The organism is Pseudomonadales bacterium, assembly GCA_024234215.1.
In the GTDB taxonomy this organism is placed as follows: Bacteria; Pseudomonadota; Gammaproteobacteria; order Pseudomonadales; family UBA5862; genus JACKOQ01.
In genome coordinates, this window is record JACKOQ010000004.1 from 134225 (window position 1) to 149629 (window position 15405).

Sequence of the window (15405 nt, forward strand, 5' to 3'; positions counted from 1 at the left end):
CACAGAGGTACGAAGATGACGCCGCCAGCCTTGGAGCAACCCGATCCGGCCAATCCGTTGAGCATGCAGGAGCTGGCGCTGATCGATGCCTGGTGGCGCGCCTGCAACTACCTGTCGGTGGGCATGATCTATCTGCGCGACAATCCGCTGTTGCGCGAACCGCTGCGGATCGAGCATGTCAAGCATCGCCTGCTCGGTCATTGGGGAGCGAGTCCGGCACTCTCCTTTGTCTGGACCCATCTGAACCGTCTGATCAGGCGCGATGCGCTGGATGTGCTCTTCATGGCTGGTCCGGGCCATGGGGCGCCCGGGGTGTTGGGGCCGACCTATCTGGAGGGCACCTATTCCGAAATCTACCCCGACAAAAGCCAGGATGTCGAAGGGCTGCGCCGCTTCTTCAAGCAGTTCTCGTTTCCGGGCCACATTGGTTCGCATGTGACGCCGGAGACGCCGGGCTCGATCCACGAAGGTGGCGAGCTGGGCTACAGTCTGGCACATGCCTATGGCGCCTGCCTCGACAATCCGCAGCTGATCGTGGCCTGTGTGGTGGGTGATGGCGAGGCGGAGACCGGGCCGCTGGCCACAGCCTGGCACTCCAACAAGTTCATCAATCCGGCGCGCGATGGCGCGGTGCTGCCGATTCTGAACCTCAACGGCTACAAGATTGCCAATCCGACGCTGCTGGCCCGCATCAGCCGTGATGAGCTCGATGCGCTGTTCCGTGGCTACGGCTACACCCCGCACTTTGTCGAGGGCGATGAGCCGCAGTCGATGCACCAGAAGATGGCAGCCACCTTGGAGCGGGCGATCGGCGAGATTCGCGCGGCCCAGCAGGCGGCGCGCAACGGCGGCATCATCGAGCGGCCACGCTGGCCGATGATCGTGTTGCGCTCGCCGAAGGGCTGGACCGGCCCGAAGCAGATCGATGGCCACCAAGCCGAGGGATCGTGGCGTTCGCACCAGGTGCCGCTGACCGATGTGCGCAAGGATCCAGTCCATCTGCAACAGCTCGAAAGCTGGCTGCAGAGCTACCGGCCGCAGGAGCTGTTCGATGCCAACGGCACGCTGCGGCCGGAGCTGCGCGCACTGGCCCCGGAGGGTGACCGGCGCATGAGCGCCAATCCGCATGCCAATGGTGGAGTGCTGCGCAAGGCGCTGAAGCTGCCCGATTTTCGCCATCATGCGGTGGATGTGACCCAGCCCGGCCATCTGCTCTACGAGAACACCCGGCCATTGGGGACCTTCTTGCGCGACATCCTGCGCGACAACCCGACCAACTTTCGTCTGTTTGGTCCGGATGAGACCGCCTCCAACCGGCTGCAGGCGGTCTACGAGGCGACCAAGAAGGTCTGGATGGCGGAGATCTATCCCGAGGATGCCGATGGCGGCGAGCTGTCACGCGATGGGCGGGTGATGGAGATGCTTTCGGAGCACACGCTGATCGGCTGGCTCGAAGGCTATCTGCTGACCGGCCGGCATGGCCTCTTTCACACCTATGAGGCCTTTGCCCACGTCATCGACTCGATGTTCAACCAGCACGCCAAGTGGCTGGACATCTGCAAGAACCATGTGCCTTGGCGTGCATCGGTGGCTTCGCAGAACATCCTGCTCTCTTCCACGGTCTGGCGGCAAGACCACAACGGTTTCTCGCATCAGGATCCGGGATTCATCGATCTGGTGACCAACAAGAGTCCGAGCGTCACCCGCATCTACCTGCCACCCGATGCCAACACCCTGCTGGTGGTGGCGGACCACTGTCTGCGTTCGACCGACTGCATCAATGTCATCGTTGCCGACAAGCAGCAGCATCTGCAATTCACCAGCATTGACGAGGCGATCGTCCACTGCGCCAAGGGCATCGGCATCTGGGCGCGGGCCAGCAACGATGATGGCGTCGAGCCGGATGTGGTGATGGCCTGCTGTGGCGATGTCGCCACCCAGGAGGCGCTGGCGGCCACCGCCATCCTGCGCGAGCAGTTGCCTGATCTGCGGGTGCGCTTCGTCAATGTGGTCGACCTCTACCGGATGCAGCCAGCCTCGGAGCATCCACATGGTTCGACCGAACGTGACTTCGACAGCCTCTTTACCACCGACCGGCCGGTGATTTTCAACTTCCATGGTTATCCCTGGCTGATCCACAAGCTCGCCTACCGCTTCAAAAACCACGAAAACCTGCATGTGCGCGGCTACAAGGAGCGCGGCAACATCAACACCCCGCTGGAGCTGGCGATTTTGAACCAGACCGACCGCTTCACGCTGGTGATGGATGTGATCGACCGGGTGCCGGGGCTGGCGGTGCGTGCTGCCCACCTCAAGGAGCAGATGAAGAACGAGATCATCCTCAATCTGGCCTATGCCCATGAGCATGGCACCGATCCGGTGCACATCACCGACTGGGTGTGGCCCTATTGAATGAGGCAAGCAGTGTGGGTGGCTGTTCGCCATCGCATCTGATTCCTCTCAATGGCGAGCGCTTTCCTGAATCATACAATGTGCCTGCGAACTGATTGATTCGCTCAGGCGCACATCCACCCGGCAACCGCACCACCTCAACATCCTCCACCGACAGAGTCACACCATGTCCATTCATCCCCTGGCAGGAACAACCGCCCCACCGGCCATGCTGGTCGATCTTGGCAAGCTGCGTGACGCCTACGCTTCACTGATGCCCGATGTGAATGACCCGGCGCAGCGGGTCAGCTTCGGCACCAGCGGTCACCGCGGCTCGTCACTGCGCGGCAGCTTCAACGAAGGCCATGTGCTGGCGATCAGCCAGGCGATCTGCGATTACCGCGGCCAGCAGGGGATCAGCGGGCCGCTCTTCATCGGCCGCGACACCCATGCCCTGTCGGAGCCGGCCTTCGGCACCGCGCTGGAGGTGCTGGTCGCCAATGGTGTCGAGACGATGGTCGACCAGGCGGGGGGCTATACCCCCACGCCGGCGATCTCCCATGCGATTCTCTGCCACAACCGTGGCCGCGACAGCGGCCTGGCCGATGGCATCGTCATCACCCCTTCGCACAATCCGCCGGAGGATGGCGGCTTCAAGTACAACCCGCCCCATGGCGGACCGGCTGACACCGGCATCACCCGCTGGATCGAGGAGCGGGCCAACTGGCATCTGGCCAACGGGCTGAAAGCGGTGTCGCGCATCGCCGAGGCGCGGGCACGACAGGCGGTCCATTCCCATGACTATGTGGGACGCTATGTCGATGATTTGGCGGCGGTGGTGGAGATGGACACGATCCGCGCATCTGGCTTGAAGATCGGCGCCGATCCGCTGGGGGGCGCCGGCATCGCCTACTGGGGCGCGATCGTCGAACGCCATGGGGTGCAGATCGAGGTGGTCAATCAGCGGATCGATCCGGCCTTTGGCTTCATGCCGCTCGACTGGGATGGCAAGATTCGTATGGACTGCTCGTCGCCCCATGCGATGGCCGGGCTGATTGCGCTGCGGGAGCGTTTCGACATCGCCTTTGGCAACGACACCGACTACGACCGCCACGGCATCGTCACCCGTGCCGGGTTGATGAATCCCAACCACTTTCTGACGGCGGCGATTCACTACCTGTTCACCCACCGACCGCACTGGCGCGCCGATGCGGCGATCGGCAAGACCGTGGTCAGCAGCAGCATGATCGACCGGGTGGCCGGCCGGATCGGCCGCCGGCTGCTGGAGGTGCCGGTCGGCTTCAAGTGGTTCGTCGATGGACTGCGCGATGGCTCGATGGGCTTCGGTGGCGAGGAGAGCGCGGGGGCTGCGTTTCTGCGGCGCGATGGCACGGTCTGGAGCACCGACAAGGATGGCCTGATCATGGACCTGCTGGCGGTGGAACTGATGGCCCGTTGCGGCCGTGACCCGGCCGAACTCTATGCCGACCTCACCGCCGAGCTGGGCGCGCCGCTCTATGCCCGCATCGATGCGCCGGCCACGGCGGCACAGAAGGCCACGCTGCAGAAGCTGTCGCCACGCGATGTCGAGGCCCATCAACTGGCCGGCGATCCGATTCAGGCGATGCTCACCACGGCACCGGGCAATGGCGCGGCGATTGGCGGACTCAAGGTGGTGACCGCCCAAGGCTGGTTCGCCGCGCGGCCGTCGGGCACCGAAGAGGTCTACAAGCTCTATGCCGAGAGTTTTCGTGGCAGCGAACACCTGGCGCGCATCCAGGACGAGGCACAGGCCATCATCGCCCGGGCATTTGCCGCAGCGGCGAAGTGATGGCAGCAGCGTGAAACCGGGCAGGGCGGCCAACCACCAGCAGGGTGCGATCCTGGTGCTCAATGCCGGCTCCTCCAGCCTGAAGTTTTCGCTGTTCCAGCCCGATGAAGCCGTGGCCCTGCAACGGATCGAAGAGGGCGAGATCTCAGGCATCGGCCATGAGCCGCGATGGAGGCTGCGCACTGGCGCCGGTCAGGTGACCGATGAGCGCAGCTTGACGCCGGCCGAGGCAGGCGAGATGGAGGCCGCGATCGGGCTGCTGTGCGGCTGGCTGCGCGGGCGGCTGGCCGATGCAGCGCTGCTGGCCGTGGGCCACCGGGTGGTGCATGGCGGCGTCGACCATGCCGCACCGGTGCGGGTTGACGCGGCGCTGCTCGCGACACTGGAGCGGCTGATTCCGCTGGCGCCGCTGCATCAGCCGCACAACCTGGCGGCGATTCGTGCGATCGAGGCGCTGTGGCCGCAGGTTCCGCAGGTGGCCTGTTTCGACACCGCCTTTCATCGCAGCCATTCACAACTGGCCGACCTCTACGCACTGCCGTGGGAGCATTATGTGGCTGGCGTGCGCCGTTACGGCTTTCATGGCCTCTCTTGCGAGTACATCGCCGACCGGCTGCATCAGGTGGCACCGGCCATTGCCGGGGGGCGCGTGATCGTCGCCCACCTCGGCAGCGGTGCCAGCCTCTGTGCGTTGCGGGCGGGCCGCAGCATCGATTCGACCATGGGTTTTTCGCCGCTCGATGGCCTGCCGATGGGCAGTCGTTGCGGCGCGATCGACCCCGGTGTGCTGCTCTATCTGGCGGGAGAACGCGGCATGAGTTTTGAAGAGCTGGAGCGACTGCTCTATCGGCAGTCGGGTCTGCTCGGGCTGTCGGGCCTCAGTGGCGACATGCGCACGCTGCTGGCGAGCAGTGAACCGCGCGCGCAACTGGCGGTCGACCACTTCGTGCAGCGCACCGCCCGGGAGATCGGCGCGCTCACCGCCATGCTGGGTGGCGTGGATGCGCTGGTGTTCACCGGCGGCATGGGCGAGAACTCCCCGCTGATTCGCCAACGCATCGTCACCGCCTCGGCCTGGCTCGGCATGGCGCTGGACGAGACGGCCAATCGGCGCGGCGCTGCCTGCATCACCGCCGCCGGCAGCCCGGTGTCGGCCTGGTGCCTTCCCACCGATGAGGCGCTGGTGATCGCCCGGCACACCCGGGCGGTGGTGCTGGATGTCGAACCGGCCGGGTGAAACAGTGGCAGAATGGTGGCCGCAACCGGTGCCACACTGCGTGGGCCGCGCTTCTGGAGTTGACCTCTGACAATGCCGATCGACGACACCCCGCGCCTGCATGTCGAAGCGCAGAACGGCCAGCGCCGCATCCTGCTCTCGGGGCAGTGGGTGCTGCGTCATCTGTCGGCCACCACGCTCGGCCGGCTGCGCGAGCAGCTTGCGGCCTGTGGGCGCAGTGCAGATGCGCTGTGGGACCTCGAAACGCTCGACGGTCTCGACAGCAGCGGTGCACTGCTGCTCTGGCAACAGTGGGGCGAACGGCGTCCATCACAGCTGCGGTTGCGCCCTGAGCATGAACCACTGCTTCTGCGGCTGGCGCAGTTGCCGCCAGCGGTTCAGCCACCCAGACGCCATCTGCTGGCGCCGGTGACCCGACTCGGCGCGGCCGTGTTGAGCGGAGCCGTTCATCTGCGTGAACTGATCGCCCTGCTGGGGCAGTTGACGCTGGATCTGCTCGGTATCGTGACCCGTCCGACCCGGATTCCGTGGCGGGAGATTTCGGCCAGCATCCACAAGAGCGGTGGGCGGGCGCTGCTGATCACCGGCCTGGTCGGGCTGCTGATCGGCGTCGTACTCAGCTACCTGTCGGCCCTGCAACTGCGGCTGCTGGGCGGTGAGCGCTTCATCGTCAACCTGATGGGGCTGACGGTGACCCGCGAACTGGGGCCGATGCTGGCGGCCATTCTGATCGCGGGTCGCTCCGGTTCATCGATCACCGCCGAGCTGGGCGTGATGCGGCTGACCCAGGAGCTCGATGCGCTCAGAACCCTCGGCATCTCGCCGTTCAAGCGCATCCTGCTGCCGAAGGTGATCGCGCTCGCCCTGGTCATGCCGTTGCTGGCATTCTGGACCATGGCCGCGGCGATCTTCGGTGGCATGGTGGTGGCACAGAACGAGCTCGACATCAGCTTCGGGCAGTTTCTGACCGACCTGCCGGCCGCCATTCCGGTGGCCACCTACTGGATTGCGCTGATCAAGTCGGTGGCCTTCGGTGTCGTCATCGGCCTGGTGGCCTGCCACTTCGGCCTGCGCATCAAGCCCAATACCGAAAGCCTGGGGTATGAGACCACCAACGCCGTGGTGACCGCCATCACGCTGGTGATCCTGGCCGATGCGCTGTTCGCCATCGCACTGCGTGACGTGGGCTGGAGCGAATGAGCCGCGACAGCGCGTCGGTCATCGAGCTGCGTGGCATCGTCACCCGCTTCGGGTCGCAGTTGGTTCATGATGGCATCGACCTCACCGTGCGCCGCGGTGAGGTGCTGGGACTGGTGGGCGGGTCAGGCTCGGGCAAGACCACGCTGCTGCGGCAGATGATCGGCCTGCAGCGCCCGAGCGCCGGCAGGGTCATTGCCTTCGGTGAGCCGCTGTTCGACCTTCGCGGCAGCGCGGCGGCCAGGCTGCGTCAACGCTGGGGTGTGCTGTTTCAATATGGCGCGCTGTTCACCGCGCTGACGGTGGCCGAGAATGTCGCCCTGCCACTGCGGGAGCTGCGCCGCCTCGATGAGGCGATGATCCGGGAGCTGGTCCGGCTCAAGCTGGCGATGGTGGGTCTCAAACCCGAGGATGGACTGCGTTATCCAGCCGAGCTCTCCGGCGGCATGGTCAAGCGTGTCGGCCTGGCGCGGGCACTGGCGCTCGATGCCGAACTGCTGCTGCTCGATGAGCCCACCTCTGGGCTCGACCCGGTCGCCAGTGAGCTGTTCGTCGACCTGATCGCCGAGCTGCGCGGCGTGCTCGGCCTGACCGTCGTGCTGGTGACCCATGACCTCGACACCCTGGTCGACCTGTGCGACCGCATTGCCGTGCTGGCCGAGCGCAAGCTGGTGGTGGTCGGCACCCTGGATGAGGTGGTGGCCTGTGACCACCCCTTCATCCGCAGCTATTTTCATGGCCGCCGCGGCGGCCGACTCCTCGACACACGGCGGTAATTGCCATGGAAAACCGAGCCCATGCCCTGCTGACGGGTCTGTTCGTGATCGGTCTTGGACTGGCCTCCGCGCTGGCCTCATTCTGGCTGCATGACACCCGACAGGCCCGCACGCCCTATCTGCTGATCACCCAGGGGGCGGTTTCCGGTCTGGTGCCTTACTCCACCGTCCGCTACCGGGGCGTCGAAATCGGTCAGGTCACCACAGTCGATTTCGCCCACGATGGCACGCGGGACATCCACATCCGCATCGAGATTCAGCCCGACATCCCCATCACCGCCAACACCTACGCCACCCTGCGCTACATGGGCATCACCGGTCTGGCGCAGGTCGAGCTGGCCGACGATGGTCCGCCCGATGCGCCACGGTTGCCGAGCAGTTCCGCAAGTCTGGCCCGCATTCCGATGCGTCCCTCGCTGTTCGAGTCACTGAGTGATGCCGGGCAGAACGTGCTGACGCAGTTCCAGCAACTGCTGGTGCAACTGCAGCAGCTGCTGGGTCCGGAAAACCAGAGCAGCTTTCGCCAGACCATGGCCAACGTCGAAGTCACCACCCGCAAGCTGGCCGAATTCACCCAGCGGCTGGAGCCGATGGTGCAACGGTTGCCCAAGATCAGTGAGGATGGCAGCCAGACCATGGCCCATGTCGAGCAGATCGCCCGTGAACTGGAGGCCACCCTGGTTCAGGTGCGCCAGACCACTGCCCGGCTCGATGCCGTCAGCAGCCTGGCCGACAACACCGCAGAGACGCTGCTGGTCGAGACGCTGCCAGCCACCCAGAGCACCCTGCAGGAGATCGAAGCGGCGGCCCGCAACCTCGAACGGCTCGGCGACGAACTGCGGCGCGACCCGTCCAGCCTGATTCTCGGTCGCGGCCGCGCGCCCGAGCCGGAACCCTCCACCTCCCAGCGGAGCCATGCGCCATGACCGCCCACCATCGCCATCCGGCCCTGATCCTGCTGCTGGCCCTGCTGCTCAGCGGCTGCACCGGTTGGCTGCAAGGCCAGCGTCCGCCGCCCCAGACACCGCATGACCTGGGCTGGCTGCCGCCACCGTCCGCGATCGAACTGCGGGAGGTTCCGCTGCTCGCGGTCGATGCACCACCCTGGCTGAATGATCTGGCCGTGCGCTATCGACAGTCGGGCACGGACGAGACGGCGCTGCACAGCTATCCCGACGACCAGTGGCTGGCCGCCCCGCGCGAGCTGCTGCTCGATCGCCTGCAACAGACGCTGCTGGCGGCTCACCCCGCTGCCGCCGATCCGCAGAGCCCACGCTACCGGCTCGAAGTACGCCTGCTGCGGTTCGAACAGGAGTACACGGGACCATCCGCCACCGCCGTGGTTGCCCTGCAGGCGGTATTGAAGGAGCCGCGCGGTCGCCGGCAGTGGGCCTCGCCGCTGCTGGAAGGACGGGTGGCCAGCGCGACCGGCCCCGCCGGCGCGGTGCGCGGACTCGGCCAGGCCACCGACCAGGCCATCGGCCGGCTGCTGGCCTGGCTGGCCGAGACCCAGCTTCGTCATGCCGCTTTGGCCGAGCCATCACCCTGATACTTCACCCCGACAATGACGACCCAGCACCCTTTGCCCTGCTGTCCAGCGTTGACAGCATGGGCTGATCTCTGCCCGTGGCCGAATTTCCGGTTGGCTCAGATGCAGTGGGTGGCAGGGTGGGCTCAGCAACACCAGACGCGGCGCGGCTGCAGGAGTGGACGAATGCGACATCGGCTATGGGCACTGGCGTTCGCGGCGGGGCTGGTGCAGGCGGCGCCGCTGCGCAGCACGCTCGATGATCAGAAGGCGCTCGCCGTCACCGTCTACAACGGCGACCTCGCGCTGGTGAAGGATACGCGCGAGCTGACGCTGCCGGCCGGCGAAAGCGTGCTCGAGCTGCGCGACGTGAGCGCGCAGATTCGGCCCGAAACCGCACTGCTGCGGGTGGCGAAGGGCAACCCGATCGCGCTGCTGGAACAGAACTTCGACTTTGATCTGCTCACGCCCGCCAAGCTGCTGGAGAAATACATCGGCCGCGAGGTACGCGTGGTGCGCACCCACCCCACGACGGGCGCCGACAGCACCGAGACGGCCCGCGTGCTCGCCGCGGGCGAGGGCGTGGTGCTGAAGATCGGCGATCGCATCGAGACCGGCCTGCCGGGGCGCCTGGTGTTCGACGCCGTGCCGGACAACCTGCGCGACCGGCCGACGCTGGCGGTAACGGTGAACGGCGACGGCGCCGGACAGCGGGCACTGGAGCTGTCGTATCTGACCGGCGGCCTCACCTGGCAGGCCGATTACGTGGCGGAACTGGCGGCAAACGAAAAGGAGCTGGCGCTGTCCGGCTGGGTGACGCTGACCAACCGCAGCGGCACCGCGTATCGCAACGCGCGCCTGCAACTGGTGGCCGGCGATGTGAATCGGGTCGAGCCGGCGCTGCGGCGTGGCAGGGTGGCCGAGACGATGATGGCCAAGTCCGACGCCGGCGCCCTGCGCGAGGAATCGCTGCTCGACTACCACCTCTACACGCTCGGCCGGCCGACCACGCTGGCCGACCAGCAGACCAAGCAGGTGGCACTGCTCGCGGCGCCCGCCGTGCAGGTGCAGAAGGAATATCACCTCGACGGTGCCGAGTACTACTACGGCACGCGGCTGGGCGAGGTCGACACCCCGCACAAGGTGGCCGTGCTGCTGCACGTCGACAACCGCAAGGCGGCCGGGCTCGGCCTGCCGCTGCCGGCCGGCGTGGTGCGCGTCTACCAGCGCGACTCGGCCGGCGGCGTGCAGTTCATCGGCGAGGACCGCATCGACCACACGCCCGAGAACGAGACGGCGAAAATCAAGCTCGGCGACGCCTTCGACGTCACCGCCCGGCGCACGCAGACCGACTTCAAGGTGCTGACGGTCGACAAGGGCGAGCGGCCGCGCTTCGAGAGCGCCTGGCGGCTCGACTTCAAGAATGCGCGCAAGGTACCGGTGGTGATCACGGTGGATGAGCCGCTGCCCGGCGACTGGGAAATCGTGGATGACTCTCAGCCGCACCAGAAATTTGGCGCGCATGGCGCACGGTGGCGGGTGACGATACCGCCCGGCGGCGGTCAAACGCTCACCTACCGGGTGCGTGTCAGAATGTAACCGGTTGCTTCACAGAGGAGATAAAGCCAATGTTTCGCTCGATGCTGCTTGCCGTTGCCGCGGCGCTTGCCCTGCCCGCCGCTGCCGACATCACTGCCGTCTACGCCATGGCGGGCGGCGAGCAACTGCGCGTGGAGTACCGCGATGCCGCCAACTTCCGCATTGGCACGGACTCGCGGAACTACCAGTTGATGCTCGATGGCCGCCTCTATGCCGTGGCGCAGGGGCAGGTCATCGACGTCGACAAGATGTCACGCCAGATCAAGGCCGTTGGCGCGGAGACCTTTCTCGCCGGTGTGCTGGGCAACGCCACTGCCGACGTGCCGACCGACGTCAGCATGCGCCCGCTTGGGCGGAAGGAAACCGTGGCGGGCCAGACCGGCGAGGTGTACGAGGCGGTGGCCCGCACCGCCAACGGTGAGCAGCGCGCCGATCTGGTGGTGACGCGCAATCCCGATCTCACGGCCGTGCAGAACGCCCTGCTCAAGGTGGCCAAGGAGGCCGTGGCCGCAGTCGGCGCCGAATCGAGTGCCTACACGCGCCCGCTGCAGCAGGTGGAGCAACAGCGCCTCGGCGGGCTGCTGCGCTACGGCAAGCAACTGAAACTGGTTTCGCTCGATCGCGCACCGATCCCCGACGGGCGCATCGCGATGCCATGAAAGGCGGTGTTGCGGCGGGAATCGACCACGCGGGAGAGACCCGGCACTTCGTTGATGATGTGGCGCGAGCCGCTCACAGGGCAGGTGCGTACCGCGAACGGGCCGACCGGCCTGTGGCTTGAAGGTCAGAAGCACCATCCGGGCGACATGGCCGAACCGGTCATGCTCACGGCCATCTGCTGATTCGCGCCATCTTTGGCCGGGCCTTCGTACCCCGCGAGCACAGGGGCATCACTCACTCCGCCACTCATCACCCGGCATGATCCGCCTCATGAAGGCATCGAACATCGGCACGGTGAAGGCGGTGTCGCCGTGGCTCGGGCTCCAGATCATGCCCTTGGCGATCAGCTGGTTGCGGATCGGCGCAAGTGACGTCACTTTCTTGTGCAGCACCTGGGCAATGTCGCCGGAGCGGTGCGGGCCGGGGCCCAGCTCCGCCATGGCGCGCAGGTAGCGCTTCTCGCTCGGCGTCAGGCGATCGAAGCGGACGCGGAAAAAGCTCTCGTCGAGCGCCGCGATCACTTCCCGCGTTGCCTGTTGCACATCATCTGTACGTATCGGCGAGGCCGGCGCGATGTCCCAGACATGCTTGCCCCACTCCTGCAGAAAGTAGGGATAGCCCTGGGTTTCCCGCACCAGCAGATCGAGCGCGGCGGGCGAGTTCCGGCGACGGCGCGTCGGCGCCTGGGGCATAGGGGCTGGTGACGGGGCTCATGCCGGGATTATGCGAATGTTTCGAAAATTACGCTGGGCAGATAACTGACGTAATTTCACTCAATTCCTCATCCGTTCCTCACAGCGCGCCAGGTCAGCCGCGGCAGGAGCGGACAGGTCGGCGGCGGCCATCTATTCGAATGGGTTGTGCAACGGCGCGCCGGTGGCGGCGAAGTCGCGCAGGTTGCGCGTCACCAGCGTCAGCCCGCAGGTAAGCGCGGTGGCCGCGATCTGCTTGTCGAGCGCGTTCTCGGGCTGGGGCACCCGCAACCGGCCCCACACCTGGGCCTCGTCGGCGCCGAACTCCAGAATCTGGTCGGCGTAGTCGTCGAGCAGGCCCTGCAACCAGGTTTCCAGCGCCTCTGCCTGCGGCAGATCGCCGCGATGGCGGATCAGTTCGACGCCGCGACGCAACTCGCCCAGCGTGATGACGCTGATGTAGACCGGGGCGTCCTCGCCGGCGATGCGCTCGATGAAGCGCATGACGCCGGCATTGGCGCGCGGGCCCTTGCGCAACTCGCTGACGACGTTGGTGTCGAGCAGATACATCAGTCGAATACGTCCGCCGCCGGCCGCTCCTCGTGCCGGGCGAAGTCCTCGTCGCGGCCCACATCGGGCATCTGGCGCAACACTTCGAGGAAGGATTTCTTGCGCGGGCGCAGCAGCGCCTGTTCCAGGATGCGCCGGTGCTCGGCCTCGGCGCTGATGCCGTGCCGGCTGGCGCGGACCTTCAGCGCGTTGGCGATGGCGTCATCGACATTGCGCACGATCAGATTGGCCATGGCGGTCTCCTGTTGCGAACGGGTTACCGATGATAGCAATGATAGCGACGGTGGCAAGCACATTGCGGTACGCTCAGTCGATCAGCCGTCGAGATCGTGAACTACCACTGCCCAGGAGACCGCCATGCGCCCCCCTATCCATCCCGGCGAAGTGCTTGCCGACAAATTGGCGGAACTAAACATCACCCCGACCGAACTGGCCCGGCAGATCGCGGTGCCGGCCAATCGCCTGTCGCAGATCATCCGCGGCAAGCGGTCGATCACCGGCGACACCGCCCTGCGACTCGGCCACTGGTTCGGCACCAGCCCGCAGTTCTGGCTGAATTTGCAGGCTGCCTACGGTATTCGCGTGGCCGAACCTGCGGTTGGCCCCGAGATCGGCCGTTTGCCGGTTCGCCCTGGGTGCGAAAAGCGGGCTGGTGCTTGATTGCATTGCGCATGGGCAGGGCCGACGGTCAGCAAAGAATCGGAAGGGTGGTGCCGTTTCATCAAGTACCATGCAATGGTACGACTCGGCAAAACTGCACCAGCGAAGGTGGTCAAGTTGAACCAGTTCAGATTCCGCTGCTTGCGGAAAACTCACCCCGTGCTTCATCGGCGTCAACGGGGTTAATGTGCCTGGCGTTCTCATTGAAGAAGTCCACAAACGCCCGTGCGTTATCCTGCGACACACTACCAAGCACAGCATCGTTTTGAATTCGCTTAGAGAGCCAACGTTGTCGCCACAAGCTGGCAATCACCTTGACCGAATGCCCACGATTTTCGGTAGCTGGGTAGAGACCAACAAGTTCATTGATTGCGCCAGGATGTAACTCGCATCCGTAGAAGACTCTAGGCGTTGCATGGTGCAGGACCGTTGACGCATTAATGCCCAGCGCCTCGACTGCCTCTCGGATCTGCCGTAGTCGTGGACTTGCACCTTCGCCAAAACGGTGATTGATGCGGCGTGCTCGATACATTCGTTCACTGACTTCCCGCAGCACCCGCACAGTGGTCGTACCAAGGTGAACGGTCCCATAGCCAGCAGTTTTGGCTAATTCGTGCCACTCGATGTCATGGTCAAGTACGGGGAATTCGCTCGTGCGTAGTCGGAGTCGGTTGTACTGGCTGCTGCCATTCCCGTAGAGGCTGGTCGTTGTCAGAATCTTGAGTTCAGCCGGCCGATAGACGGCGCGGCCAGCCATCTGCGAACTGATGATACTGACTTGGCCGGCGTAGCGGTTGCGGTAAGCGTCACGCACCTCTTCGGATGCCATCAGCAGGGCAACGAGTTTACCGCCCAGCAAATTGTTATAAGGCGCCACAGCACCGCAGACACTCACATCGGCTACCTGGCTGGAAAGGCCAGCCTTGCGCACTTCCAGTATCACCGTCCTTATCGAGCGCAGGCCATTGGGATGCTGCAATAGGGTGTCCAGTAGTGCGCGCCCGCCCTTGGTCCAGTCGAGCGCCTGAAAAGTGCGTTTTGCATCGAGTAACAGCGCCAAGGTCTCCGCTCGCTTGCGCACGAAAAGAGGGTCTTCAGACGCCGCCAGCCAGTCCATCCGTTCGGGGGCGATTTTGGAGAGGTTACGCTGCGAGCGAATGGCCTCGTTAGCTTCTTCAGCCTCGCCATACGCTGCTTCCAATTGCTTGATACGCGCGATGGCGGCGCCAGCACAGCGCTGCTCCAACCGCAAGATAGTGCGCTCCGCTGGGAAGGCTAATTCGTCTGGGCTGAGCATGTCGTCCCAGCGGATTTCGTTAATGCTGCGCTCCAGGCGCGACACCAAGGCCCTTAGCGCGATCTCGCAATCCCAAGCACCCGACCGTAGTTTCTCGATCAAAGGTTCCGGATTCCAGCCGATCCAGTCATCGCGCACGCGCATGCGTACCACAGGGCTTGTGAGCATTGCAATGCCGATGACTGGCCGCTTGGGGCGTGCCGAGTTGCGGATCAGAATGGCCATCTGACGTCCCGGTGTCGACCGGTATTCCAGTGACCACGTGTGCCGGAAATAGCGCCAGATGTCGATCAGTCGCAGGCCAGTAACCGAGCACTTTGCGTTTTCATCACAAACCTCGATCACGGGGTCAATCACCGTTCTAAGCCGGTCTGCCGCCTCTGTCGGAGGTAGTCCGGCAAACGGTCGCAAAGCTGACGCAAGCTGCATTCCGTCGTCGATAACGTCAGCAATCGAACTACGGATCGTCTGGCGAGGGACGACTCGATGCATTCGCCCGAGGAATTTTTGAACTGCTGGATCCCCAAGTTGGCGATCACGACCCGTCTGCAGTGCGCGCCGTAGCCGCTCTTTGGCCTGTTCGGGGGTTTCCCCGACCAAGCGCAACCCTGGTGGCTGGAGATGAATGGCATTATCGTCGGCGCTGATCTCCCAACCTTGATCGAGCAGGTCAGCGAGCAGCAAACCCACAGCGCGCAGTTCCAAACTCCATACCTCGTCGTGCCAGAGCGTATGGAGGCGCCGCAGTGCCGCACCTAGTTGCTGAGGTTCTTGATCCCGCTTTACCTCGATAAACGCACCCAGTTTGACGAGCACGTGCCTGGGCAGATTCGGCGTGATCGTTCGCAGATCCGTCGCAACGGATGTGTCTTCTTCGCTAACGTCCTCTTTCATGTGGTGTCGCCTGTTCGCCGGAATCAGAAGCTGGGCCTGCAGGCCCAGCTTCCTAGATAGCATCACATTATGC

Annotated in this window: 13 protein-coding genes and 1 pseudogene; 10 read left to right on the forward strand and 4 right to left on the reverse strand. The window is 64.9% G+C overall.

What is annotated here, in order from left to right:
• Positions 1-15 precede the first annotated feature (15 nt).
• The 9 genes from H7A13_09075 (at position 16) to H7A13_09115 (ending at position 11218) form a co-directional block, all read left to right on the forward strand.
• On the forward strand, positions 16-2412 hold the full coding sequence (locus H7A13_09075) for a phosphoketolase family protein (protein MCP5333489.1): 2397 nt from the start codon (positions 16-18) through the stop codon (positions 2410-2412).
• Positions 2413-2578: 166 nt separating this feature from the next.
• Positions 2579-4222, forward strand: a complete 1644-nt coding sequence (locus H7A13_09080; protein ID MCP5333490.1) for an alpha-D-glucose phosphate-specific phosphoglucomutase — start codon at positions 2579-2581, stop codon at positions 4220-4222.
• On the forward strand, positions 4128-5459 hold the full coding sequence (locus tag H7A13_09085) for an acetate/propionate family kinase (GenBank protein ID MCP5333491.1): 1332 nt from the start codon (positions 4128-4130) through the stop codon (positions 5457-5459). Before H7A13_09080 ends, H7A13_09085 begins: the two co-directional genes overlap by 95 nt.
• A gap of 72 nt (positions 5460-5531) precedes the next feature.
• Positions 5532-6659, forward strand: coding sequence for an ABC transporter permease (locus H7A13_09090; protein MCP5333492.1), 1128 nt, complete (start codon positions 5532-5534; stop codon positions 6657-6659).
• Positions 6656-7432 carry an ATP-binding cassette domain-containing protein gene (locus H7A13_09095; GenBank protein ID MCP5333493.1) on the forward strand — a complete coding sequence of 259 codons (777 nt, stop codon included), beginning with the start codon at positions 6656-6658 and terminating at the stop codon, positions 7430-7432. Before H7A13_09090 ends, H7A13_09095 begins: the two co-directional genes overlap by 4 nt.
• A 5-nt stretch (positions 7433-7437) precedes the next feature.
• Positions 7438-8358, forward strand: coding sequence for an MCE family protein (locus tag H7A13_09100; GenBank protein MCP5333494.1), 921 nt, complete (start codon positions 7438-7440; stop codon positions 8356-8358).
• Complete coding sequence (locus H7A13_09105) at positions 8355-8981, forward strand: membrane integrity-associated transporter subunit PqiC (GenBank protein ID MCP5333495.1); 627 nt, start codon at positions 8355-8357, stop codon at positions 8979-8981. The genes H7A13_09100 and H7A13_09105 overlap by 4 nt, the downstream gene beginning before the upstream one ends.
• 165 nt (positions 8982-9146) lie before the next feature.
• Positions 9147-10559 carry a DUF4139 domain-containing protein gene (locus H7A13_09110; GenBank protein ID MCP5333496.1) on the forward strand — a complete coding sequence of 471 codons (1413 nt, stop codon included), beginning with the start codon at positions 9147-9149 and terminating at the stop codon, positions 10557-10559.
• A gap of 29 nt (positions 10560-10588) precedes the next feature.
• A complete protein-coding gene (locus tag H7A13_09115) occupies positions 10589-11218 on the forward strand; it encodes a hypothetical protein (protein MCP5333497.1) in 630 nt (209 codons plus the stop codon).
• 231 nt (positions 11219-11449) lie between these two features.
• Here the strand turns inward: H7A13_09115 and H7A13_09120 are convergent.
• The 3 genes and pseudogenes from H7A13_09120 to H7A13_09130 all read right to left on the reverse strand — a co-directional run bounded on the left by H7A13_09120 (position 11450) and on the right by H7A13_09130 (position 12714).
• Positions 11450-11869: pseudogene (locus tag H7A13_09120) on the reverse strand (ATP-binding protein).
• 195 nt (positions 11870-12064) lie between these two features.
• On the reverse strand, positions 12065-12481 hold the full coding sequence (locus tag H7A13_09125) for a type II toxin-antitoxin system VapC family toxin (GenBank protein MCP5333498.1): 417 nt from the start codon (positions 12479-12481) through the stop codon (positions 12065-12067).
• Positions 12481-12714, reverse strand: coding sequence for a DNA-binding protein (locus tag H7A13_09130; GenBank protein MCP5333499.1), 234 nt, complete (start codon positions 12712-12714; stop codon positions 12481-12483). The genes H7A13_09125 and H7A13_09130 overlap by 1 nt, the downstream gene beginning before the upstream one ends.
• A gap of 124 nt (positions 12715-12838) precedes the next feature.
• Here H7A13_09130 and H7A13_09135 point away from each other — a divergent pair, with 124 nt between their 5' ends.
• Positions 12839-13141, forward strand: coding sequence for a HigA family addiction module antidote protein (locus tag H7A13_09135; GenBank protein MCP5333500.1), 303 nt, complete (start codon positions 12839-12841; stop codon positions 13139-13141).
• Positions 13142-13268: 127 nt separating this feature from the next.
• On the opposite strand, the gene H7A13_09140 is transcribed toward H7A13_09135, so the two are convergent.
• Complete coding sequence (locus tag H7A13_09140) at positions 13269-15332, reverse strand: DUF4338 domain-containing protein (GenBank protein MCP5333501.1); 2064 nt, start codon at positions 15330-15332, stop codon at positions 13269-13271.
• Positions 15333-15405: the final 73 nt, after the last annotated feature.